This window comes from Ruegeria sp. HKCCD9138 (assembly GCF_057220975.1).
Window position 1 is genome coordinate 192,803 of record NZ_JBWVAZ010000004.1, and the last position, 22,463, is coordinate 215,265.

The following is a 22,463-nucleotide window of genomic DNA, read 5'->3' on the forward strand; positions in this document are numbered from 1 at the left end:
CAAATGCCCCGATTTCTGAAAGACTTCTTCAACCGCAACGGCACCGGTATGGGGCTGGCGATCCTGGGCCTTGTCCTGTTCTGGACCATCGGCCTGATCATCCTGCCGCAGTTGTCGATGCTTGACTTCTCGTTCCGTCCGAACCTGCCGCCGCCCGAGATCGGCGGGCCCAAGGACGTTTATACGCTGGAGAACTACAAATACCTGATCTACGGCCCCGAGGGCGGCGGTCAGGATTACAACGTGGTTGACCTGCGGGTGTTCTTCCGCACGCTGCTGGCCGCGGTCTGCGTGACAATCTTCAACCTGATCATCTGTTATCCGATCGCCTATTACCTGGGTCAGTCCAAGGGCAGCCACATCCGCATCTTTGCGATCATGCTGATCATTCCGTACTGGATCAACGAGATTCTGCGCGCATTTGCCCTGCGCATCATCTTTGGAGAAACGGGCGTTTTGAACACTTTGTTCATGGGGCTAGGTATCTGGGACACGCCGTTCGACTTCATCCGCAACGACATCGCGCTCTATGCCGGTTTGGGCTATGCCTACATCCTGCTGATGATCTTCCCGATGTACAACGTGATCGAAAGCCTGGACGGAAACCAGATCGAGGCAGCGCGGGATCTGGGTGCGCCTTGGTGGCGGATTCACTGGCGGGTGGTCATACCCTATGCCAAACCGGGGATCAGTTCGGGCTGTACCATGGTCTTCATGCTCAGCGCCGGTGCGCTGGCCGCGCCACAAATTCTCGGCGGGCCCTCGTCTCTTTGGTTCACGCAGCTGATCTATCAGCAGTTCAACGACAATAATGACTGGCCGCAGGGGGCCGCCTACGCCATCGTGCTTCTGGTGACCTGTATCCTGTTCGTGCTGGCAGTGATGCGCCTGTTCAAGGTGAACATGGGGGATATCGGGAAATGAACAATTCCTTCCTCCGTATTAGCATCTGGGTCTATCTGGCGATCTTCTTCCTGTATCTGCTGGGGCCGCTGGTGATCATGTCAGTCACCGCCTTCAACTCATCCGTCTTTCCACGGATGAGCCCTTGGGAATGCCTGACATTCGAGTGGTTTGGTGAGCTCTTCCGCGATCAGCGTATCCTGAACGGCATCAAGAACTCGGTAATCGTTGGTGCCGGGACGGTGATCCTGTCGGTCGCGATGGGGCTGGCGGGCGCATTGATGCTGACCCAGATCTGGCCCAAGCTGCGCGCAACCTACTACACGATCATCATCGCTCCGATCCTGATCCCCGGCGTGGTTCTGGGTATCTCGACACTGGTGTTCTGGGACCGGATCAACCGGATGCTGGGGCTGGGCGCGGACAGCGTGCTGTCGAACGGTATCTTCCTGACGGTGATCGGTCAGTCCACCTTTATCGCCAGCTACTGCATGCTGGTTCTGGTGGCGCGTCTGCAACGGTATGACATCGCCCTGACCGAGGCGGCGCTGGATCTGGGAGCGACGCATGCTCAGGCGTTCCGCAAGATCCTGTTGCCGTTCATGCGCCCGGCGATAGCTTCGGCTGCGGTGCTGGCGTTTCTGGCCTCGTTCGAGAACTACAACACCACCACCTTCACCTTTGGTGAATATCCGACGCTGACGATCGAACTGGCACAGAAGGTGCGCTATGGCATCACGCCCGCGATCTCGGCGCTGGCCTTCATCATCGTGGCGCTGACGGTGTTTTTCGCTCTGCTGAACGAAGCCAAGCTGAAGCGTCAGGAACTGGTCGCGGCAGCGCGCAAGCAGGCGACCGTCGAGGAGCTGGCCGGCAAGATCAAGCTGCCCAGTTTCTTCGCCGGAAACACGGCGGCGGTTCTTGTGGTCGTGTTCGCGGTGGCGACCATCACCGTGGTGGGCACGGCGACGGCCTACAACCCGGGTCAGTGCATCGCCGACGTCCGCGAGCAGAAGCAGCTGGAGGCCGAACAGCGCATCCAGGAGTTGCGCCGCGAGCGCGAAGAACGCCGCCAGCGCCGCTTTGAAGGTGTGTTCGACCCTGACGATCTGCGGCCCGGAACCGAGGAAAAGGACACGCCGGCCCCTGCGGAGTCCAACAACTCCGGTTTCGGTAACGTCTTCGCGCCAAACACGCTCAGCGGGGATGGTGATGACGGCGCTTCGGACACCGAACAGCAGCCATCCGGAAACAGCGGGTTCGGAAATGTCTTCGATCCGAACAGTTTGCAGAGTGGGGACGAATAGTCTGCTCCCACAAAACGAAAAAGCCCCGGCCGATCTCGACCGGGGCTTTTTTCTTTGGGGTCTTTCTGATCCTGCAAGTATGCACGTGCTGACCGATTTGACCGTTTCACTGATCAGCAGGATCGTCTGAGGCCGGAGAAATGGAGTTGCATCAGGCGGCTGGCCGCGGTCGGGCAGAGGCTACAATTACGACGTGACAACCATATCCCGGATAGAACCTATCGCCACTTCACGATGTCCAGACAGGCCATTTCGTTTGCTAGGTCGGCACCTCAACGCAGCAACTTGTCATCAGGAAAGAAATGGCAGCCCGTAGGGGAATCGAACCCCTCTTTCCAGGTTGAAAACCTGGCGTCCTAACCGATAGACGAACGGGCCACTTGGTATCCGGTTCAAGACAAGTGGCAGCCCGTAGGGGAATCGAACCCCTCTTTCCAGGTTGAAAACCTGGCGTCCTAACCGATAGACGAACGGGCCACGCTGGCTTGTGGAGCGCCTTGTACGGATTACACCACAGCCCCGCAAGCCGAAAAATGCAAGGTTGTGAAACTTTTTTGATCCCTTGTCCGCCGGGCGCGCAATCGGGTCAATTCGCCTCGGCCGCGTCCTCAAGCCGAAGCTGTACCGTCTGCCTGCCACCCCAGGAATTCACCTCAAGTCGACCAGCAAAGTGAAACCGTGCGCCGCCGTGGTTGGACAGCCGATCCCCCATCGGCCCATCGAACGCGCCAAAGGCGATTGCGTCCAGACCGCTGCTCATCCCGTCGGACAGAGTGAGTTTCAGATGCGACTCGCCCACCCGTTTCGCGAAGCGGACCTGAAGATCTGGCAGGGCGTACCGCGGGGCAGGGGCGCCGGCACCAAAGGGCCCGGCCTGTTCGATCTGTTCGATCAGATCGACCGTCGCTGCGCCCGGCATCAGGGCTCCGTCCAGCTTCAGGTCGGCGGGGCCTCGGTCACCCGCGCCTTGTTTGGCGAGCAACTCGGACAAGCGATTCATCGCGGGTTCAAGCTGAGCGCGCATTACGGTCAACCCGGCCGCCATCTTGTGGCCACCGCCCTTGACCAGCAGCCCCTCGGCCGCAAGTCGCTGGATCGATGCGCCAAGGTCAACGCCGGACACGGAACGGCCCGAACCTTTCCCTTCGTCGCCGTCGAAGCCGATGACTATCGCCGGACGGTTGGCGGACTCCTTAAGGCGAGACGCGACGATTCCTACGACGCCCGGGTGCCAGCCCTCGCCGGCAGCCCAGACCAGAGGCGCATCCAATCCGCGTTCCTCGGCCTGTTCCAGCGCTGCGGCGCGTACGACGTTTTCGATGTCGCGACGTTCTGTGTTCAGCGCGTCCAGCCTTTCAGACAGGGCTTGCGCCTCAGACGGTGAATCCGTGCTCAGCAACCGTGCGCCCAGATCGGCCTGCCCGATCCGCCCGCCGGCATTCACGCGCGGACCCAGCAGAAATCCCAGATGATAGCTGTTGGGGGCCGTATCCATCCGTGCAACGTCGGACAGGGCCACCAACCCGGGGCGCTGGCGCTTTGCCATTACTTTCAGGCCCTGCCGTACCAGCGCCCGGTTGGCCTCGATCAGCGGTGCAACGTCGGCCACGGTAGCCAACGCAACCAGATCCAGCAGGGCCATCAGATCGGGGCCTTTTACGCCGTCCTCGCGCAATTGTCGTCCAGCTTCGACCAGCATAAGGAACACCACTCCGGCAGCGCAGAGATAGCCCAGATCACCGCTTTCGTCCTGACGGTTCGGGTTCACCACGGCGGCACATTCCGGCAGTATTTCCCCTCCAAGATGGTGGTCCAGTACGATCACGTCCGCGCCCTCGGCGGCGGCGATAGGTTCATGGCTCAGCGTGCCGCAATCGACGCAGACGATCAGATCGTGAGTCGCAGCCAATTCCTTCATGGCTGGAACGTTGGGGCCATAGCCTTCGTCAATTCGGTCCGGTACGTACAGGGTCGCCTGTATGCCCATCTGTCTCAGCCAGACCAGCAGCAGGGCCGCCGAACTGCCGCCGTCGACGTCATAATCGGCGAATACAGCGATCCGTTGCCGCTGTCGCACAGCTTTCAGGAACCGCGTTGCAGCGGCTTCCATGTCCTTCATCGCGCGCGGGTCGGGCAGCAACTCCTTCAGCTTTGGGTCCAGAAAACCGCGCGCCTCCATCGGCGGAACGCCCCGCCGTGCCAGCACCTGACACACCGCGTGGGGCAAGTCGGTCTGTTGCGCCATCATATCCGCCGCGCGTTCCACCTCTGACGTTGGGCCAACCCAGCGCCGTCCGGTCAACGATTGCTCAACACCCAAAAAGCCCAATCTGTCCCCCTTCACGTACAAGGCCGGACCCTTCCGGACCCGGCCTTCATCTTTTCACAAATACTCTTGCCGAAGGCAGCGGCGCAAGCCGTTAAGCGTTGTCGTGCGGCCAGGTCGGCGTGCGATAGGACATGCGCCGGACCGAGCCGGTCTTGGATCGCATCAGCAGCGTCGTCGTCTCGACCCAACCCGGCTCGCGCTTGATGCGGGGCAACAGCGAGCCGCCGGTCACGCCGGTTGCGGCAAAGATAACGTCTGCGGTCACCATCTCATCGCGCGAATAGACGCGATCCAGATCGGTGATCCCGGCCTTGGCCGCGCGACCGCGTTCGTCATCATTACGGAACAGCAGACGGCCAGAAATCTGCCCGCCCATGCATTTCAAAGCTGCCGCAGCCAGAACGCCCTCGGGCGCGCCGCCCTGGCCCATATACATGTCAATGCCGGTTGCTTCGCTTTCGGCACAGTGCATGACACCAGCCACGTCACCGTCGGTGATCAGACGGATCGAAGCGCCGGTTTCGCGCACCTCGGCGATCATCGCCTCGTGGCGGGGACGTTCCAGAATGCAGACTGTAATGTCCTTAGGCTCGCAGCCTTTGGCCTTGGCCAGCGCTTCCACCCGCTCGCGCGGGCTCATGTCCAGATTGACGACACCTTCAGGAAAGCCAGGCCCGATGGCCAGTTTGTCCATATAGACGTCAGGCGCGTGCAGCATTGAACCGCGGGGGCCCATCGCAATCACGGTCAGCGCGTTGGGCATGTCTTTGGCGGTCAGCGTCGTGCCTTCCAGCGGATCCAGAGCGATGTCAACACCCGGTCCATTCCCGGTGCCAACCTCTTCACCAATATATAGCATCGGCGCTTCGTCGCGTTCTCCTTCGCCGATGACGACAACGCCTTCTATGTCCAGCAGGTTCAACTGCTCGCGCATCGCGTTCACGGCTGCCTGATCGGCGGCTTTCTCATCACCTCGGCCGACCAGCGATGCCGAGGCCAGTGCGGCCTGTTCCGCCACTCTTGCCAGCCCCAGAGACAGCAGGCGGTCGTTGAAATCGATCTTGGCAGCGTTCATGTTCCGTAATCCTTTGGTCAGCGAAGACGTTTATTCCGGCATAGCCTGCCCGTATGGCAGGCTGCAAGCGTTCAGACCTGTTCGATGCGCAGGGCGACGGGTTCTCCGGCGACCACATCTGTGTCGCGCAGTCCGCTCAGCGCGTGATCCAGTGTCGAGCGCGTGGTTTTGTGGGTCACGATCAGTACAGGCGCGGTGCTTTCCGTGTGACCGTATTGGCGCATCCGGTCGATAGACACACCAGCATCGCCCAAAATCGCGGCCACCTTGGCCAGTGCGCCGGGCTTGTCCAGTAAGCTCAACCGCAAATAGTAGGGGGCCGGCAGACCAGTCTGAGCGGGCGGAACATCCTGCAGGGACGTGGCGGGGCGTCCAAAAGTCGGGATTTGCAGACCGCGCGCCAGATCGCAGACGTCGCCCATCACGGCGCTGGCCGTGGGCCCTTCGCCCGCGCCAGGGCCGCGCAGAACGATCTGTTCGACCGAGTCGCCCTCGATCACGACCATATTGGTGCCGCCTTCGAGCTGCCCCAGCGGCGAGTCACTGGGAACCAGACAAGGCTGCATCCGCTGTTCAAGCCCTCGGGCGGTGCGCTGTGCTACGCCCAGCAGTTTAATGCGGTAACCCATGTCGGCAGCCTGATGAATGTCGTCCAGACTGATGTGCTGGATGCCCTCGATCTGGATGCCATCAAAATTTGGTTTGGTTCCGAACGCAATTGACGACAACAGAGCCAGTTTGTGCGCGGCATCAATTCCGCCAACGTCAAGGTTTGGGTCAGCTTCAAGATACCCAAGCTGCGCACATTTCTCGAACAGGGCATTGTAGCCCAACTCCTGTGACTGCATCCGGGTCAGGATATAGTTGCAGGTGCCATTCATCACTCCCATTACGCGGGTGACGTCGTTGCCCGCCAGACCTTCGGTCAGAGATTTGATGACGGGAATGCCTCCGGCAACGGCGGCCTCGAACCGGATGACGCGCCCCGCGGCCTCGGCCTGTTCGGCCAAATCCTGGCCGTGAACGGCCAGTAGAGCCTTGTTGGCGGTAACTACGTCTTTGCCGCTTGCCAGCGCGGCTTCAACCGATGCTTTCGCGGGGCCATTTTCGCCCCCCATCAGTTCGACAAAGACGTCAATATCATCCCGTTTGGCCAGCGCGACGGGATCGGTCTCCCACGCGTAATCGGTCAGACTGACGCCACGGTCTTTGTTCGGATCGCGCGCCGATACAGCAACGATTTCAATTGCGCGTCCGGTCCGGGCCTGCAGCAGATCGGCATGGCGGCGAACGATCCTGACCACGCCCACACCAACGGTTCCCAAACCCGCAATTCCAAGCCGCAGCGCCTGTGTCATTCCGTGGGATCCTTTCCGCTCGAATTTGCCGATGAGGACGAGTTGTCCTTTGTCGGCTGCCTTAGCGGGTTCAGGACTTGGGCGCAATCCGTCTCGGGCTGCACAATCGTTTGGATTTGGTGGACTGTCCTTAATTGGTCTCAGCGTTCTGCAGTGCCTCGGCCTTTTGAGCCAGCGCTTCGCTTCGATCCGCCAAGTCTTTTTCGATTTCCTCGGCTTCATTTACGGGATCGACCGGCGGACCCAGATTTTCGTCCAGCGGAATGAGTTCGGGATAGGGCGCTTTGCGCAGGGAAGGTGTCTCGCTGCCTTCCAACTCGGGAATGTCAGTGCATGCTGAACAGATGACAAGCAATGGTATCATCAGAAGTAGCTTCATCATTGGCCTTCGAGTTGGGATCTGCGATCCGTGATGCACCTTTTGCCGTTGTGGTTCAAGCGGGGTTCTATCTGAACATCTGTTCATATACAGTGAGACCATGGCGCGTACCCAAGGTTCACATTCCGACATCACCGGCCCCCGCATCCGCGAGGCGGCGCTTTCACTGTTTGCCCGGCAAGGCTATGCCGCTGTTTCCATGCGGCAAATCGCAAGCGAGGTGGGCGTGCAGGCCGGCGCGCTGTACAATTATACACCAGACAAACAAAGCCTTCTGTTTCGACTGATGCAGAACCATATGCAGGACCTGCTGGCGGCTTATGAAAATCTGACGGACCAAAAGGATCCGCAGAATGCCCTGCGCCAGTTCGTGAGCTTTCACATCCGCTATCATCTGCAACGACCGGACGAGGTTTTTATCGCCTACATGGAACTGCGAAACCTGACGCCCGAAAACTTTGCCGAGATCGAGGCTTTGCGCCGCCGCTACGAAGACTCGTTGGAAGGCATTTTGCGTCACGGTCAGCAGACCGGTCAGTTTTCTGTCGCCGACACCAAGATTGCCACGCTTGCGGTGATCGCCATGTTGAACGGTGTCATGACCTGGTATCGAACCGGGGGGCGGCTGTCCCTGGACCAGGTTGAACAGGTCTATTGGGACATGGTGCGTAAATCCGTTGCCGCCTGACAGGGCAGGCGGCAACGATGGCTTAATGCGCTGGTCGGATAAACGTTCCGTTGCGAAGCTCGCGAAATGCCTGTTCAAGTTCGGATCGCGTGTTCATGACAATCGGTCCGTGCCAGGCCACGGGTTCGTTTATTGGGGCTCCCGAAATCAACAGGAAGCGGACGCCTTCGGGCCCGGCCTGCACCGTGATTTCATCCCCGGTTCCGAACCGGACCAGCGTCCGGTCGCCTGACATGTCACGGATGTTGACTTCTTGCCCGGCTATTTCCTTTTCCAACAACACGCCCGTAGGTTGCGAGGCATCGGCGAACGCCGCCTGACCCTGAAACACATAGGCAAAGGCACGGCGATACGTGTCGATCGGGAAGGTTTTCCTGACACCAGCGGGGATCTGAATGTCCAGATACTGAGGGTCAGCCGCAATACCGTCAACCGGTCCGGACTTTCCCCAGAACTCGCCGACGATCACGCGGACAGTGGTGCCATCATCATCCGTGATTTCCGGAATATCGGCGCTCTTGACGTCCTGATATCGCGGTGCGGTCATCTTTTGATCCGATGGCAGGTTTCCCCACAGCTGGAATCCATGCATCTGACCGGAGGCGTTGCCGGTGGGCATCTCCTGATGCAGTATGCCTGACCCGGCGGTCATCCATTGAACATCACCGGCCCCTAGACTGCCGTGATTGCCCAACGAGTCGCTGTGCTCCACGGTTCCGGACAGAACATAGGTGATGGTCTCGATGCCCCGATGCGGATGCCATGGGAAACCGGCTTTGTAGTCTTCGGGCCGATCGTTTCTGAAATCGTCGAACAGCAGGAACGGATCCAGTTCGGACGGATCCTGAAACCCAAAGGCTCGGTGCAGTTTTACGCCGGCGCCTTCCATCGTCGGTACGGCCTGGCGTGTTTCCAGTGCCGGTCTGAGGGACATGACTGCCTCCTTTTTGTTTGACCGCAATCTATGGCTTGAGCGGATGCAATCAATTTGCGCCAATACACGGGTTTTGTGCAAAGGCGCTCAGACCTCTGTCCATTAGTGTGCAAAGCAGCTAATGGAAGGACGAAAATCGGGAGAGTTGCATGCAAGATGAGGTGCTTGCCAGAGTTGAGGCCTCGGGCCCTCGCCGTTGGACCGGGGTAGGGATGCTGGCCACAGTTGGAATACTGGTGATTTATGTGGCGTTGGCTTCACCACCCGAATTGGGTTGGCAAGTCTTTCTGATCGGTGTCGGCGTGGCATCGTTCTGGCTGGCACAGCGTATGTGGCTGGCCACGCAGGACGCCATCGAACTGACAAAGACCGAGTTGCGCACCCAGTCTGGCCGGGTGATGTGCAAAGTCGACGATATCGAGGCCGTGGAACGCGGGGTCTTCGCGTTCAAGCCTTCAAACGGATTCCTGGTGACAACGCGCGTAGCGGGAAAGAAAGCCTGGGCCCCCGGATTGTGGTGGCGCGTGGGGCGCCGCATTGGCATCGGCGGCATGACTGCCGCCGCCGAAACCAAGTTCATGTCCGAGATGTTGTCTGCAATGCTGTTGGAAAGGGAATAAACCCTCAGCAGGGATCGCTGGCGACAATGTTGTCAAAGACACGCGGATGCGTGAACACAAAGTTGCCCATTGTGAAATCCTCGAACCCGAAGCTGATGCCATTGAACGCGGCGCGATATTCGTTTGTGGTTTCAACGATGATCATCTTGCCGTTGTCGGGCATCGTTGGGATGTGGTCCTTGATGGATGAGACATCCGCGTTTGTCCACGGATTTAAATTGGCGCCGCGGACACAGGACCACAGAACTTCGTGGGTTTTTGAGGCGTCCAGATAAGTCAAAAAGGTAATGCGCATGGACACAGGGGCACGGGTTGCAACCATGGTCTCAATTAGGTCGTGCATTGTATCGACATAGGCTGCGTTCACCATGTTCCGCTCGCGCGATATGACGTCAGCAACCGCAAATGCGGCCTTGATACTGCGTGCACTTTGACGGTAGCCGTCATAGAACGTGTAGGTCGCAAAAATCGACCAGAAAAGCATCGGCAGAACCAAAACGGCTTCTACCGTAATTGCCCCCTGTTCCCGGTGAAAAAAGCGTTTCAAAAAGCCTTGAACGCCGCGTTTACTTGTCTGAGCAGTTTTTTGCAGCCGGTGTGCCAACTTAGGACCCTCCTGCTGGTACGCTGGTCGATCCGCCGAATGGTTCATGCACAAACACCGTTGTTGCATGCAGTTCCCACTGGCCATCGGGGTCCTGCTGCGCAGCCCGGCCAATCATTGTGAAACCCCAAAGAGGTGAGACTTCAAGACAGGCCCGAATGATCATCAGTTCATTCGAGGTTCCGCTATCAAAATCAATCTCTCTCTCTTTAGCGATATCTTCCGCCCGATCGACGCAGTAAGCGTCCGCCGCCAGCTGATTGCCGACACGAGGGTCGACAGATTTCATTTCCAGAGCCAGATCGCGCGAGCAATTGGGAACATGATGTGTTCTGTCGCAAACCATTCTCTTCAACAGGTCATGGTTCCACTCGGTTTCACCTGCAGGAAGTCTATTCAGGCGGACCTCTCTTATCGTTTCATCCAATGCCCGTTCAAGATTTGCGTGGCTGAATGACATCATGCCCAGATCGATGCCCGACCAGGTGACGTAAATGAAGAAAGGGAACCAAAATACAAACTCGATGGTTGTCGCGCTGCCGTCTTCGGATCGACGAAACCGGCGCAACCGTCCTTTTAACGCGCGCATCATTGGGTCAACCTCAGGTTCTGAATGGTCGAGCTGATCGAGTCGAACACGCCTATGATTTGTGTGCCGGATGCTTCGTAGTACCTGCCATCTTCCACGGCGCACCGCTTGAGCATCGGCTTCACACCAGTGGGCGCTTCAAACGCGATCGTGAAGATGAGGATGTCTTCCTGCGCCGCCTTTGCACAAAGTGAATCCACGCGCGGGTCCTTGTTCCACTGACGCAGTTCGGTTGTGGAGTCGTCCCACCATTCCTCTGCACGCGCGTAACCATATGTATGGTTCAGCATGTTATAGATGGCGCTTTTTTCTGTGTGGGCCCAGACATCCGGCCATTTTAGCTCAACCGGAGTGCCGCCTTCGCTTTCCAAATAGTAGTAGTTGGTGTTAACGCTGTGGCATCTGCCGTCATAATAGCTGGTGCAATAGTAACGGCGATATGTTCCGTGGCCGAAGGCATGATCCTGGTAGTAGTCTCTTGTCCAGCGACTGCCGTTGCTGTGCCGTACAGTCACCCTGACGTCTGGCCAACCAAAGCGGTTGTTTTCGGGGTCGTACACTGAATAGTTGTTCCAGCCTGCATTCCAGAAGATGTTTGAATCACCGTTATTAAATGGTGGATTCACTTTATGCTGCCGGGTGTTTTCCCCGTCGGTCATCAAAACCAGAACCTTCAACGTATCGGAGGTTTTGTTTCGTCCGGGACGGACGGCAAATTCGCTGGGGATCGGCGCACCGCCCTGCTGCAATTGTGCGATTAATGGTTGAACGCTGTCGTCCAACAGGGTCAAGCCCCACTTCAGACCCACATCAATAGAAGTCCAGCCACTGGCCTGCATGTTGGTGATCTTGTTTTTGAGCGTGTTGGCATCTTTCTGCATGATGGCCATTTCACGCTGGTCCGTCGACGTTTCTCGGCGGCAGACATTACTGCTAACCAGCCCGTTACTGGATCTGTAGTCGTTACTGCCATTGTCCCGGAAGTGCAGCGTCTGGTTCAGGTTTGTTCCATGCCGGATAATGGTGCCGGTGTCCGGATCAACAATATCGTAGGAGTCGAAATTCATCGTTGAGAAATGCGCACTTTCGAAGTCAATACAATTAGCGACCTCGTTCCCGCCGATGGTGTTCAGAGCATTAAAAAAGTAATTCGGAACCGAGACCTGTTCTGAATAGGGAATGATTGAGATAGACAACTTGCCGTCTTCTGACTTTGTTGTCATTTCATCGATAAAATCGTTGGCGGCCTTTTTTAGGTTGGTTAGTTTCGTTCCTGACATCGAACCCGACACGTCCAGAACCAGGGAAATTTCAACGTTACCAATCGATTCCTCGGCAACGCTGGTGGCCGTGGTTCCCAGTGTTTCAACACCGCTCCACTGCATAAAGTGTGTCTGCACATTCATTTCAGCGCTGGCTTCAACCCGGCGTTTACCTTGAAGCCTGACAGCGGCCGAACCGCATGTCTCAGGCTCGACCTTGATCTCACCGACAAGGTATTGATCCAGGTTTTCCTTGCTCAGGTAATCTTTGACCACGTCTCTGGGGCACAGGTCCTGGTCAAGGTCCGCCGCAGCGAGCACAGCGCGGTCCAGGGCGTATTGCAGTTTTACCCGTTCCCGATCATATCGCATCATGTCTACTGCAAAGCCGGCGGTGGTGAAGACGATAATAAACAGAAACAACGCCAGGATCGTCATGGACCCGTCTTCCGAGCCAGCAAACCTGTGAAGGTGCCGCGAGCTTGAATTTGAGCGGCGCAATTTGATAAATTTCGACTTCCAATCAGAGTTATTCATAACGCATTCCTCTGCCGACCGGGTGACCCGGAACCAGTTCTCTGCAAGGTTAATAATTTAGACGTGGATCATGGCGAGATTTGGGCGCTATGGCCGCTATATTGCTCATTTCGCGTGAAAAACGGCTTTAGTAACACCAGTTTTGGCGCGTTTGTTTCGAAGGAATTGACAATTGCAGCCTGAAATTTCGCATGCGACTCATTCGAAGCTGGAAACGCGTTGTTCATAAAATGATGAAAAAACGTGCAATTGGTGATTGCGGCTTCGTGACAGTGGTGCGACAAAAAGTCATGACGTTTGTCATTCGCCGACACGGAGGAATTTATGACCGGCATCAAAGAACCCAGCTTTCGCGAAAGTGTTGATCTGATGTTCAACAGGGCGGCGTCCCTGATGGACCTACCGCCGGGCCTTGAGGAAAAAATCCGGGTCTGCAATGCAACATACACAGTGCGGTTCGGTGTGCGGCTGCGGGGGCAGATACACACATTTACCGGATATCGTTCCGTTCATTCCGAACATATGGAGCCGGTCAAGGGTGGTATCCGTTTCGCGCTTGCCGTGAACCAGGATGAGGTCGAGGCGCTGGCAGCCCTGATGACCTATAAATGTGCGCTGGTCGAAACTCCGTTTGGTGGTTCGAAAGGCGGATTGTGTATAGACCCGCGCCAATATGAAGAACATGAGATGGAGCAGATCACGCGCCGTTTTGCCTACGAACTGGCCAAGCGCGACTTGATCAACCCGTCTCAGAACGTTCCAGCCCCCGATATGGGCACGGGCGAGCGCGAGATGGCCTGGATTGCCGACCAGTACGCGCGCATGAACACGACGGATATCAATGCACGGGCCTGTGTTACTGGCAAACCGTTGAACGCCGGAGGGATTGCAGGCAGGGTCGAAGCCACCGGCCGAGGTATTCAATACGCGCTGCGCGAATTCTTCCGTAATCCTGAGGACGTCAAGAAGGCTGGATTGTCAGGTAAACTCGACGGCAAAAGGATCGTTGTTCAGGGGCTGGGCAACGTGGGTTATCACGCCGCAAAGTTCCTGAGCGAGGAAGACGGCTCGCGCATCATCGGTATCATCGAATGGGATGGCGCCCTTTACAATCCGGACGGCATAGATGTCGAAGCCGTCCGCCAGTGGATCGTCAAACATGGCGGGGTCAAGGACTATCCCGACGCCACGCATTCGGCAGATGGCGCCACGGTACTAGAGGCTGAGTGCGACATCCTGATCCCCGCGGCACTGGAAGGGGTGATCAACCTGTCCAACGCCGAACGGATCAAGGCTCCGCTGATCATCGAGGCGGCGAATGGCCCCGTCACGGCCGGCGCGGACGAGATTTTGCGCAAAAAGGGCACGGTGATCATTCCCGATATGTATGCCAACGCCGGCGGTGTGACCGTATCCTATTTCGAATGGGTCAAGAACCTGAGCCATATCCGCTTTGGTCGTATGCAACGTCGTCAGGAAGAAGCGCGGCATGAATTGATCGTCAGCGAACTTGAACGGCTGGACCGTTATCTGGGCGATGCGTGGTCGATGTCACCGGATTTCAAGGCGAAATACCTCAAAGGCGCAGGCGAACTCGAGCTGGTGCGGTCCGGTCTCGATGACACCATGCGGATTGCCTATCAATCTATGAGCGAGGTCTGGCATGACCGTGCCGATGTCGAGGATTTGCGTACTGCTGCGTATATCGTCGCCATCGACAGAGTGGCGAAAAGCTATCGAGCCAAAGGGCTCTGATCGGAACCAAAAACAGGTGGTCGGGCCAGGTTCATTGGTCCGATTGCCGCTCTTTCTGTATGCACCATGACGTAGCTGAGGGATTAGAGCGGGTGAAGTTCTCCCAATAAGCAATGACCATATCGGCTTATACCCCATTCCAGTTGTGCACCAACCTAACTGGATCACGACCACCTTCTGGTTGGGTGGCGGAGATTTCGCCACAAACCGGGTTATGGGCTTAGAGGCGCCATCCACAGGCTTAATGGCGGAGCTTTTGCGGACGCTTTGGTCTGCTATGACCGGTTTTCCACAATTTTGGCCTGTCGGGAAAACAGCTTTGGGAAGTTATGGGCGACATACGGGTAACCGGCCCCTTTTTATTTGTGTTGGTCTATGGTGCCAGTATTGTCGCCTCGCATCAGTTGCGGTCGGACTGCGAAAGGCGCGCCTGCGGTTCTGAAGGATTTACCCAGGTTATCTGCAAGAGGTCCTGAGCCATAAATCCGAACCTGAAGGTTGGACTGGCATTTGCGGTCTTGTCGGATTCCGCGACAAATGACCTCGAAGTCTTTCAGCTGCGTTTCTGAAGTACGCTGTGATCGTGTGTTTCCGCCAAATTACGTCGCGCACAGACAAGTCTGGGTCGAAAACGGTTGCGGAACGCCCCGAGGACATTGTTACTGCTGGTCACAGTTGGTTCGATGCCGACACACCTGCAGGGAGGTTTGAATGCGCTTTTCCGGCTTGCGAGTCCTCAAGGAAGGTCTGACCGGTAACAAAGGTTGGACGCCGCATTGGCGTGACCCCGAGCCAAAGGCTGAATATGACATCGTCATAATCGGAGGCGGCGGCCACGGGCTCAGCACCGCATACTATCTGGCCAAAGAGCACGGGCTGACCAATGTGGCCGTGCTGGAGCGTGGCTACATCGGTGGTGGTAATGTCGGGCGCAATACGACCATCGTTCGCGCAAATTACTTTTTGCAAGGAAATTCAGAATTCTATTCGCATTCCTTGAAGTTGTGGGAGGGGTTGGAAGAAGACCTGAACTACAATGTGATGCACTCGCAGCGGGGTATCATCAATCTGTTCCATTCGGACGGGCAACGCGATGCGGCGGCGCGTCGGGGCAACATGATGATCAGCCAGGGCGATGACGCGATCCTTCTGAGCCGTGACGAATTGCGCGAGATGCTGCCCTACCTGAATTACAACGACCTGCGGTTCCCGCTGTATGGCGGGCTGTATCATCCTCGGGGTGGAACGGCGCGCCATGATGCGGTCGCCTGGGGTTTTGCACGGGGGGCGGATCAGCGTGGCGTCGATCTGATTCAAAACTGTGAAGTCACGGGTATCGATATCGAAAACGGCGTTGTGCGCGGTGTGCAAACCTCTCGTGGGGCGATCCGGGCCAAGAAAGTCGCGATGGTTGTCGCCGGTCGGTCAGGCCAGGTGGCTGCAATGGCGGGGATGCGCTTGCCGATCGAAAGCCACGTACTGCAGGCTTTCGTGACCGAGGGGCTCAAGCCCTGCATCGACCATGTCGTGACCTTTGGCATGGGACATTTCTACATCAGCCAATCCGACAAGGGCGGTCTGGTTTTTGGCGGCGATCTGGATTTCTACGCCTCCTACGCGGCGCGGGGCAACCTGCCGACAGTGGAAAATGTCATGGAGGCCGGGATGGCCCTGATGCCGATGATCGGCAAGGCGCGGGTGCTGCGATCCTGGGGAGGGATAATGGACATGTCGCCGGATGGCTCTCCGATCATCGACAAGACGCATATTGACGGGCTCTACCTGAATTGCGGCTGGAACTACGGAGGTTTCAAGGCCGTGCCCGGATCGGGCAATGTCTTCGCCCATCTGATTGCGACCGACCGATATCACGAGAACGCCACGGGGTTCCGGCTGGATCGATTCCGCACCGGGCGCGGGATCATTGATGAAGAGGGCAAGGGCTCTCAGCACAATCTGCATTGAGGTGGGGCGATACCGGTGTCGAGTAATTCTAAGACAGTGAAATTGGGAGCGCGGTCATGAGGATCACCTGTCCACATTGCGGTGAGCGGGATCGGCGCGAGTTCTATTATCGCGGCGCTGCTGTGGATCTGGAAAGACCGGCACCTGATGCCGGAACGGATGCCTGGGACGACTTTGTCTATTCGCGGGAAAACCCAGCGGGTCCCACGCGTGAGCTTTGGTACCACGAGGGTGGCTGTGGTGCCTGGATTGTCGTGACCCGCGATACGGTCACACACGAAATGCTAGGGACGCAACTGGCGTCGGAGGAGCGTTCATGAGGATCGACGGCAAAGGTCTGATTGACCGCACTGAAACGGTGCCGTTTGTCTTTGACGGTGTCAGCTATACCGGCTTCCGTGGGGATTCTCTGGCCTCGGCCTTGTTGGCCAATGAGGTGCGCCTGATGGGACGGTCATTCAAATATCACCGTCCTCGTGGCGTGTTGACGGCCGGCAGCGAAGAACCAAACGCGCTCGTGACCGTCGGCAATGGCGGCGCGCAAGAGCCGAACATGCGCGCGACGATGCAGGAAATCTATCCCGGGCTTGAGGCGCGCAGCCAGAATCGCTGGCCCAGTCTTGGGTTTGACCTGATGTCGGTCAATGACCTTGCGGCCCCGTTTCTGGGGGCAGGGTTCTATTACAAGACCTTCATGTGGCCCAAAAGCTTTTGGGAAAAGCTCTATGAGCCCGTTATTCGGCGTGCAGCCGGGCTTGGTGCGCTGTCCGGGCAGGACAATACCGACAAGTACGAAAGCGCTTATGCCTTTTGTGATCTACTGGTCATCGGATCGGGGCCCGCGGGTCTGATGGCGGCTTTGGTGGCCGGACGCGCCGGGGCGGATGTCATTCTGGCGGATGAAAACGCCCGTATGGGCGGGCGGCTTCTGGCTGAAACCTACGAAATCGACGGCAAACCGGGTCATGTTTGGTCAGAAGACGTTCTGTCCGAGCTTCAGGCCATGGACAACGTCCGCCTGATGACCCGCACCACTGTGACGGGGGCATACGATCAGGGCACCTTTGCCGCGCTTGAACGGGTCCTGCACCACACCGATCGCCGCCCGAATGGCGCACCGCTTGAGACCTATTGGCGGATCGCGGCAAAGCGGTCGGTTCTGGCTGCTGGTGCACTGGAACGTCCGGTGGCGTTCCGCGACAATGACCGACCGGGGATCATGAACGCGGGTGCTGTGCGGGCCTATCTGAACCGCTGGGGCGTTAGCCCGGGACGGAACGTCACGATCTTTGGCAACAACGATGACATTCACCGAACGGCACGTGATCTGCTTGAGGCCGGGGTGCATGTCGCGGCCGTAATCGACAGCCGCCACGATGCGCCTCTGTCGGATGATTATCAGGTTCTGCGGGGTGCGCAGGTCTGTGGCAGTTCGGGCGGGAAGGGGCTGGAGGCAATCACGGTGCGTCGCGCCAGCGGAGAGGATCGCATTCATACTGACTGCCTTGCCATGACCGGGGGCTGGAACCCGTCGGTTCACCTGACATGTCATATGAATGGCCGTCCGACCTGGCAGCGCGACATCGCCGCCTTTGTCCCAACGCCGGGCGCAGTGCCCGGGATGGTCACGGCCGGGGCGTGCAACGGATCGTTCTCGACCGCCGCCTGCCTTAGGGAAGGGATCGCGGCTGCGGAAAACTCATTGGCCGAACTGGGAATGAAAGCTCCCAAGACGGAGTACCCCGAGGCAGACGACACGCCGTACGAGATCTCGCCGCTTTGGGCTGTTCCGGGCAAGGGGCGGGCGTGGCTGGATTTCCAGAACGATGTCACGGTCAAAGATGTCAAACAGGCAGCGACCGAGAATTTCCGGTCTGTCGAGCACATGAAGCGCTATACCACGCAGGGCATGGCGACAGATCAGGGCAAGAACTCGAACGTTGCTGCTCTGGCCGTTCTGGCGGACGCGACCGGGCGTGGGATTCCGGAAACCGGGACGACCACGTTCCGCCCCCCGTACTCGCCCATGGCCATTGCCGCATTGGGTGCAGGGGCCGAGGGGGCAGGCTTCAAACCGCAGCGGTTTACCACCTCGCACAAGGCCTCGGTCGCGCGGAATGCGCCGATGATCGAGGCTGGGCTGTGGTATCGCCCCAGCTATTTCCCCCAGGCGGGAGAGACCACCTGGCGGCAATCCTGCGACCGTGAGGTCAACTTGGTGCGCCAGGCGGTCGGTGTTTGTGACGTTTCGACCCTGGGCAAAATCGACATTCAGGGTCCGGACGCCGGTGCTTTTCTGGATTTCGTCTACACCAACATGTTCTCGACCCTGAAGGTGGGCCGCGTCCGCTATGGTCTGATGCTGCGTGAGGACGGGTATGTCATGGACGACGGCACAACCGCGCGATTGGGTGAGACACACTACGTGATGACAACCACAACCGCCGGCGCAGGCGACGTGATGAAGCACTTGGAGTTCGTGCATCAGGGGTTGCGACCGGACCTGGATGTGTCGTTCACCTCGGTCACCGAGCAGTGGGCTCAGTTTGCGGTCGCCGGGCCGAAATCCCGTGAGTTGCTGAACGGTCTGCTGGACCAGCCCATTGACGATGAAAGCTGGCCGTTCATGGCCTGTGGAGCAATTGATGTAATGGGCGTTCCGGGTCGATTGTTCCGCATCTCGTTCTCGGGTGAGCATGCCTATGAAATTGCCGTGCCTGCCCGCTATGGCGCCAGCCTGTTCGACATTCTGACCAGGCGTGCCGAGGCGCTGGGCGGGGGACTTTACGGGATGGAAGCGCTGAACGTTCTGCGGATCGAGAAGGGCTTTATTACTCATGCCGAAATCCATGGGCGCACCACGGCTTACGACATCGGCATGGGGCGGATGGTCTCGCAAAAGAAGGATTGTATCGGCAAGACCATGTCCGAACGACCGGGTCTGGAAGAGGCTGGGCGAGAACGGTTGGTAGGTTTGAAGCCCATCGGCGAAAGCAAGCAGTTACTGGCCGGGGCGCATCTTTACAACGAAGAGGCAGAACCGGTGCGGACCAACGATCAGGGATACATCACATCGGTCTGCTACTCGCCGACGCTGGAAACGATGCTGGGCTTGGGTTTTCTGGCAGACGGTCCGGAACGGTATGGAGAAGTGATCAAGATGGTGGACCATTTGCGTGGTGTGACAACTCTGTGTGAAGTGGTGAACCCGGTCTTCTTCGACCCGGAAGGAGGGCGTGTTCGTGGATAAACTGATAGCCAAATCGCCCTGTGAAGGGCTGCTTCCGTTGACCGTGGGTTCCGTGACGCTGAGCGAGGTGGATGCTGGTTCTGTTCACTCGATCTCTCCCTTCAATGGGCAGACAAAAGCACTGTCTGACGCGATGAAGAAAGCGCATGGGATGACCTATCCAGCGGCCAATCGTGCGACCGGAAACGCCGGTGCGCGCGCCGTGTGGTTCGGTCGTGCGCACGCCGTGCTGATTGGACCGACACCGGATGCCGCGTTGTCAAAACACGCCGCCGTAGTGGATCAATCCGATGCATGGGCCATTGTTCGCATCGAAGGTGACGGGGTCGAGGCTGTTTTGGCCCGGCTGGTTCCCGTGGATCTGAGGGCGGCGCAGTTCAAACGCGGCCATACCGCGCGCAGCCTGCTGTTTCATATGACGGCCTCGATCACTCGGGTCGGGGAAAGCGCGTTTCAGATCATGGTTTTTCGATCCATGGCAGAAACTCTGGTTCACGATTTGAAAAGGGCGATGGAAGGCGTCAGCGCTCGGGGGTAAGCTGCGGCTGAAGAAATGATTCCGGGGGTTTTCCATGTTGCGTATCGCGCTCGTCGCGGCTCTGTTAGCCAGTCCTGTGGCTGCCCAAGAGACCAAAGAGCAAAGCTGTAAATATCAGGCTGATGTTGTTGCCGCGATCCAGAAGGCGCGGTTGGATCGCGTGAAGGAACGCGATGTCGCGCAGGCCGTGGCCGAGAGCAGCCCGACATGGCCCGAAAACTACAATGCCGCGATACCGCTGATCACTCCGTGGGTTTACGAACAAAAGATGCGCGACGTGCGGAAAAAGGATTTGGGCGCGGCCTGGTTGGAGCTGTGCTTGCAGCAGTAATCCACAGCCAGCCCATTTCCTTGTGGATAAGCGCGCCATCCCCTTGGCGCGCGTTTTCATTTCTGGCAGGTTCTAAAAATGTCATTGCCCCCCGGATTTCTGGATGAACTGCGTACCCGTCTGAGCCTGTCTCAGGTCGTCGGGCGCAAAGTCATCTGGGATCCGCGCAAGTCCAATCAGGGCAAGGGCGATATGTGGGCGCCATGCCCATTCCATCATGAAAAAACGGCTTCGTTTCACGTCGACGACCAGAAGGGGTTCTATTACTGCTTCGGATGTCACGCCAAGGGCGACGCAATCAGTTTTGTGAAAGAGACCGAGAATGTCTCGTTCATTGAAGCGGTCGAGATATTGGCGCGAGAGGCCGGGATGCCCATGCCCGCTCGTGACCCCAAGGCGCAAGAAAAGCAGGATCATCGCTCGCAGCTGGCTGACGTGATGGAGCAGGCGGTGCAGTTCTTTCGCTTGCAGCTCAAAACCGGGGCAGGGGCGGACGCGCGCGATTACCTGTCGCGTCGTGGGCTGAAGGCCGAAGCACTGGAGCGGTGGGAGATCGGCTTTGCTCCGGACGGTTGGCAGGCGCTATGGGATCATCTGCGCGGCAAAAACGTAGCCGAGGATCTGATCCTTGGGGCTGGTTTGGCAAAGCCCTCAAACAAGGGCAAAAAGCCCTACGACACCTTCCGCAACCGAATCATGTATCCGATCCGCGACCCGCGTGGGCGGTGTATCGCTTTTGGTGGTCGGGCGATGGACCCGAATGACAACGCCAAGTACCTGAACTCGCCCGAGACGGAATTGTTCGACAAGGGGCGCAGCCTGTACAACCACGGGCCGGCGCGACAAGCCGCGGGCAAGGGACAGCCTTTGATCGTTGCCGAAGGGTATATGGATGTAATCGCGCTGGCCGAGGCCGGGTTCGGCGCATCGGTCGCACCGCTGGGAACGGCGATCACCGAGCATCAGTTGCAACTGCTGTGGCGCATCTCAGACGAGCCGATCATCGCTTTGGATGGCGATACCGCTGGTCTGCGCGCGGCGATGCGGGCGGTCGACTTGGCATTGCCGTTGCTGGAGGCGGGTAAGTCACTGCGCTTTGCGCTAATGCCTGAAGGCAAGGACCCTGACGATTTGCTGCGCGCCGAAGGCGCAGGGGCAGTTCGATCAGTTCTGGACGGTGCCATTCCGATGGTGAAGCTGCTGTGGCAGCGCGAGACTGAGGGCAAGGTTTTTGATAGCCCAGAACGCAGATCTGCATTGGACAAAGCGCTTTGGGAGAAGATCAAGTTAATCCGAGATAAGTCGATACGAAATCACTATCGGCAGGAGATCCGGGATCTACTTTTTCGTTTTTACCGCTCTCAGAAAAAGTTCCCTGCAAAAAATTGGAAATCCAATCGGGAAAGGGATCGCAAAACTGCCGGACCTACACAGGGTGCACGCACTTCCTTCTTGGCTGCTAACGACAACAGCGCTGCTATTCGGCTCCGTGAAAGTGTCATTCTTGCAGTTGCTATATTGACGCCTGCTTTGGTGGTGCAGTTCGAAATTCAGATCGACGAAATGACATGCTTGGATCCCGAACTAAATGCCATGAGAGATGTCTTGTTGCGACATGCGGTTGATGATCCGGACAACATTAAAGATCATATTGTCGCAGCTTTGGGACCGGAACCCCTTGAAAACCTGCTGGCCCTTCGCCATGTCGCAGTGATCCCCTGTGTGTACAAACCGGGCGACGTAGAAAAGGCCGAGATGACGCTGGCCGAGGAACTCGCAAAGATCAAAGCGCTCCGGGGGTTGGATGCTGAAATTGCCGAAGCGGCAGAGGAGTTGTCTGATCTGGCCGATGAGGCGCTGACATATCGGCTGGCGCAAGCCGCCGAAGAGCGCAACCGCACAAGCCGCAGCCAGAACGAGGACAAGGCCGTTTTCGACATCGCCGACAATGGCGCGCGAATCAACCGCGACGAGAAAGACGCGTTCGAAGCCATCATGTCAGGCATCAAATTCGAACGGAAACGCCGGTAAAGTGGTGT

At 57.9% G+C, this 22,463-nt stretch carries 19 protein-coding genes and 2 tRNA genes; 11 read left to right on the forward strand and 10 right to left on the reverse strand.

The features are described 5' to 3' along the window. The first annotated feature begins 3 nt into the window (after nucleotides 1-3). Both AC2TEL_RS08940 and AC2TEL_RS08945 read left to right on the forward strand, forming a co-directional pair. Nucleotides 4-924 carry an ABC transporter permease gene (locus tag AC2TEL_RS08940; RefSeq protein ID WP_480843326.1) on the forward strand — a complete coding sequence of 307 codons (921 nt, stop codon included), beginning with the start codon at nucleotides 4-6 and terminating at the stop codon, nucleotides 922-924. After that, entirely contained in the window at nucleotides 921-2,210 is a 1,290-nt protein-coding gene (locus tag AC2TEL_RS08945) for an ABC transporter permease (RefSeq protein WP_480843325.1), read from the forward strand. Before AC2TEL_RS08940 ends, AC2TEL_RS08945 begins: the two co-directional genes overlap by 4 nt. Nucleotides 2,211-2,513: 303 nt before the next feature. On the opposite strand, the gene AC2TEL_RS08950 is transcribed toward AC2TEL_RS08945, so the two are convergent. The 6 genes from AC2TEL_RS08950 to AC2TEL_RS08975 all read right to left on the reverse strand — a co-directional run bounded on the left by AC2TEL_RS08950 (nucleotide 2,514) and on the right by AC2TEL_RS08975 (nucleotide 7,351). Continuing rightward, nucleotides 2,514-2,588: transfer RNA gene (locus tag AC2TEL_RS08950), tRNA-Glu, on the reverse strand. A 24-nt stretch (nucleotides 2,589-2,612) separates the two neighbouring features. After that, nucleotides 2,613-2,687 (reverse strand) — tRNA-Glu (locus AC2TEL_RS08955). 109 nt (nucleotides 2,688-2,796) lie between these two features. Further along, nucleotides 2,797-4,539 (reverse strand): single-stranded-DNA-specific exonuclease RecJ, encoded by a 1,743-nt coding sequence (gene recJ / locus AC2TEL_RS08960; RefSeq protein ID WP_480903279.1) that lies wholly within the window; start codon nucleotides 4,537-4,539, stop codon nucleotides 2,797-2,799. A gap of 91 nt (nucleotides 4,540-4,630) precedes the next feature. Continuing rightward, a complete protein-coding gene (gene glpX / locus AC2TEL_RS08965; RefSeq protein WP_480903281.1) occupies nucleotides 4,631-5,614 on the reverse strand; it encodes a class II fructose-bisphosphatase in 984 nt (327 codons plus the stop codon). 71 nt (nucleotides 5,615-5,685) lie between these two features. Next, nucleotides 5,686-6,972: a homoserine dehydrogenase gene (locus tag AC2TEL_RS08970; RefSeq protein ID WP_480903283.1), complete on the reverse strand. Its 1,287-nt coding sequence runs from the start codon at nucleotides 6,970-6,972 to the stop codon at nucleotides 5,686-5,688. Between the two features lie 130 nt (nucleotides 6,973-7,102). Next, nucleotides 7,103-7,351 (reverse strand): hypothetical protein, encoded by a 249-nt coding sequence (locus tag AC2TEL_RS08975; protein ID WP_480903285.1) that lies wholly within the window; start codon nucleotides 7,349-7,351, stop codon nucleotides 7,103-7,105. Between the two features lie 100 nt (nucleotides 7,352-7,451). Here AC2TEL_RS08975 and AC2TEL_RS08980 point away from each other — a divergent pair, with 100 nt between their 5' ends. After that, on the forward strand, nucleotides 7,452-8,039 hold the full coding sequence (locus tag AC2TEL_RS08980) for a TetR/AcrR family transcriptional regulator (protein ID WP_480903287.1): 588 nt from the start codon (nucleotides 7,452-7,454) through the stop codon (nucleotides 8,037-8,039). A gap of 22 nt (nucleotides 8,040-8,061) precedes the next feature. On the opposite strand, the gene AC2TEL_RS08985 is transcribed toward AC2TEL_RS08980, so the two are convergent. Further along, nucleotides 8,062-8,973: a pirin family protein gene (locus tag AC2TEL_RS08985; protein ID WP_480903289.1), complete on the reverse strand. Its 912-nt coding sequence runs from the start codon at nucleotides 8,971-8,973 to the stop codon at nucleotides 8,062-8,064. 149 nt (nucleotides 8,974-9,122) lie between these two features. Here AC2TEL_RS08985 and AC2TEL_RS08990 point away from each other — a divergent pair, with 149 nt between their 5' ends. Beyond that, entirely contained in the window at nucleotides 9,123-9,593 is a 471-nt protein-coding gene (locus AC2TEL_RS08990; RefSeq protein ID WP_480903291.1) for a hypothetical protein, read from the forward strand. Nucleotides 9,594-9,597: 4 nt separating this feature from the next. Here AC2TEL_RS08990 and AC2TEL_RS08995 read toward each other — a convergent pair whose 3' ends face one another. The 3 genes from AC2TEL_RS08995 to AC2TEL_RS09005 are packed head-to-tail and all read right to left on the reverse strand — an operon-like array spanning nucleotide 9,598 to nucleotide 12,486. Next, the gene (locus AC2TEL_RS08995; protein WP_480903293.1) at nucleotides 9,598-10,140 is read right to left on the reverse strand and encodes a TadE/TadG family type IV pilus assembly protein; all 543 of its coding nucleotides are present in this window, start codon (nucleotides 10,138-10,140) and stop codon (nucleotides 9,598-9,600) included. Nucleotides 10,141-10,198: 58 nt separating this feature from the next. Then, on the reverse strand, nucleotides 10,199-10,789 hold the full coding sequence (locus AC2TEL_RS09000) for a TadE/TadG family type IV pilus assembly protein (RefSeq protein WP_480843308.1): 591 nt from the start codon (nucleotides 10,787-10,789) through the stop codon (nucleotides 10,199-10,201). Continuing rightward, nucleotides 10,786-12,486: a Tad domain-containing protein gene (locus AC2TEL_RS09005; RefSeq protein ID WP_480903294.1), complete on the reverse strand. Its 1,701-nt coding sequence runs from the start codon at nucleotides 12,484-12,486 to the stop codon at nucleotides 10,786-10,788. Before AC2TEL_RS09005 ends, AC2TEL_RS09000 begins: the two co-directional genes overlap by 4 nt. A gap of 423 nt (nucleotides 12,487-12,909) precedes the next feature. On the opposite strand from AC2TEL_RS09005, the gene AC2TEL_RS09010 reads away from it, so the two are divergent. The 7 genes from AC2TEL_RS09010 (at nucleotide 12,910) to dnaG (ending at nucleotide 22,455) form a co-directional block, all read left to right on the forward strand. Then, entirely contained in the window at nucleotides 12,910-14,340 is a 1,431-nt protein-coding gene (locus AC2TEL_RS09010) for a Glu/Leu/Phe/Val family dehydrogenase (protein ID WP_480843304.1), read from the forward strand. A 711-nt stretch (nucleotides 14,341-15,051) separates the two neighbouring features. Continuing rightward, on the forward strand, nucleotides 15,052-16,305 hold the full coding sequence (locus AC2TEL_RS09015) for a sarcosine oxidase subunit beta family protein (protein WP_480843302.1): 1,254 nt from the start codon (nucleotides 15,052-15,054) through the stop codon (nucleotides 16,303-16,305). A gap of 56 nt (nucleotides 16,306-16,361) precedes the next feature. After that, the gene (locus AC2TEL_RS09020) at nucleotides 16,362-16,625 is read left to right on the forward strand and encodes a sarcosine oxidase subunit delta (RefSeq protein ID WP_480903296.1); all 264 of its coding nucleotides are present in this window, start codon (nucleotides 16,362-16,364) and stop codon (nucleotides 16,623-16,625) included. After that, nucleotides 16,622-19,555 carry a sarcosine oxidase subunit alpha family protein gene (locus tag AC2TEL_RS09025; RefSeq protein WP_480903298.1) on the forward strand — a complete coding sequence of 978 codons (2,934 nt, stop codon included), beginning with the start codon at nucleotides 16,622-16,624 and terminating at the stop codon, nucleotides 19,553-19,555. The genes AC2TEL_RS09020 and AC2TEL_RS09025 overlap by 4 nt, the downstream gene beginning before the upstream one ends. Continuing rightward, nucleotides 19,548-20,093 (forward strand): sarcosine oxidase subunit gamma, encoded by a 546-nt coding sequence (locus tag AC2TEL_RS09030; protein ID WP_480903300.1) that lies wholly within the window; start codon nucleotides 19,548-19,550, stop codon nucleotides 20,091-20,093. The genes AC2TEL_RS09025 and AC2TEL_RS09030 overlap by 8 nt, the downstream gene beginning before the upstream one ends. Before the next feature lie 34 nt (nucleotides 20,094-20,127). Continuing rightward, nucleotides 20,128-20,424: a hypothetical protein gene (locus AC2TEL_RS09035; RefSeq protein ID WP_480843294.1), complete on the forward strand. Its 297-nt coding sequence runs from the start codon at nucleotides 20,128-20,130 to the stop codon at nucleotides 20,422-20,424. Nucleotides 20,425-20,502: 78 nt separating this feature from the next. Further along, a complete protein-coding gene (gene dnaG / locus AC2TEL_RS09040) occupies nucleotides 20,503-22,455 on the forward strand; it encodes a DNA primase (RefSeq protein ID WP_480862067.1) in 1,953 nt (650 codons plus the stop codon). Nucleotides 22,456-22,463 lie beyond the last annotated feature (8 nt).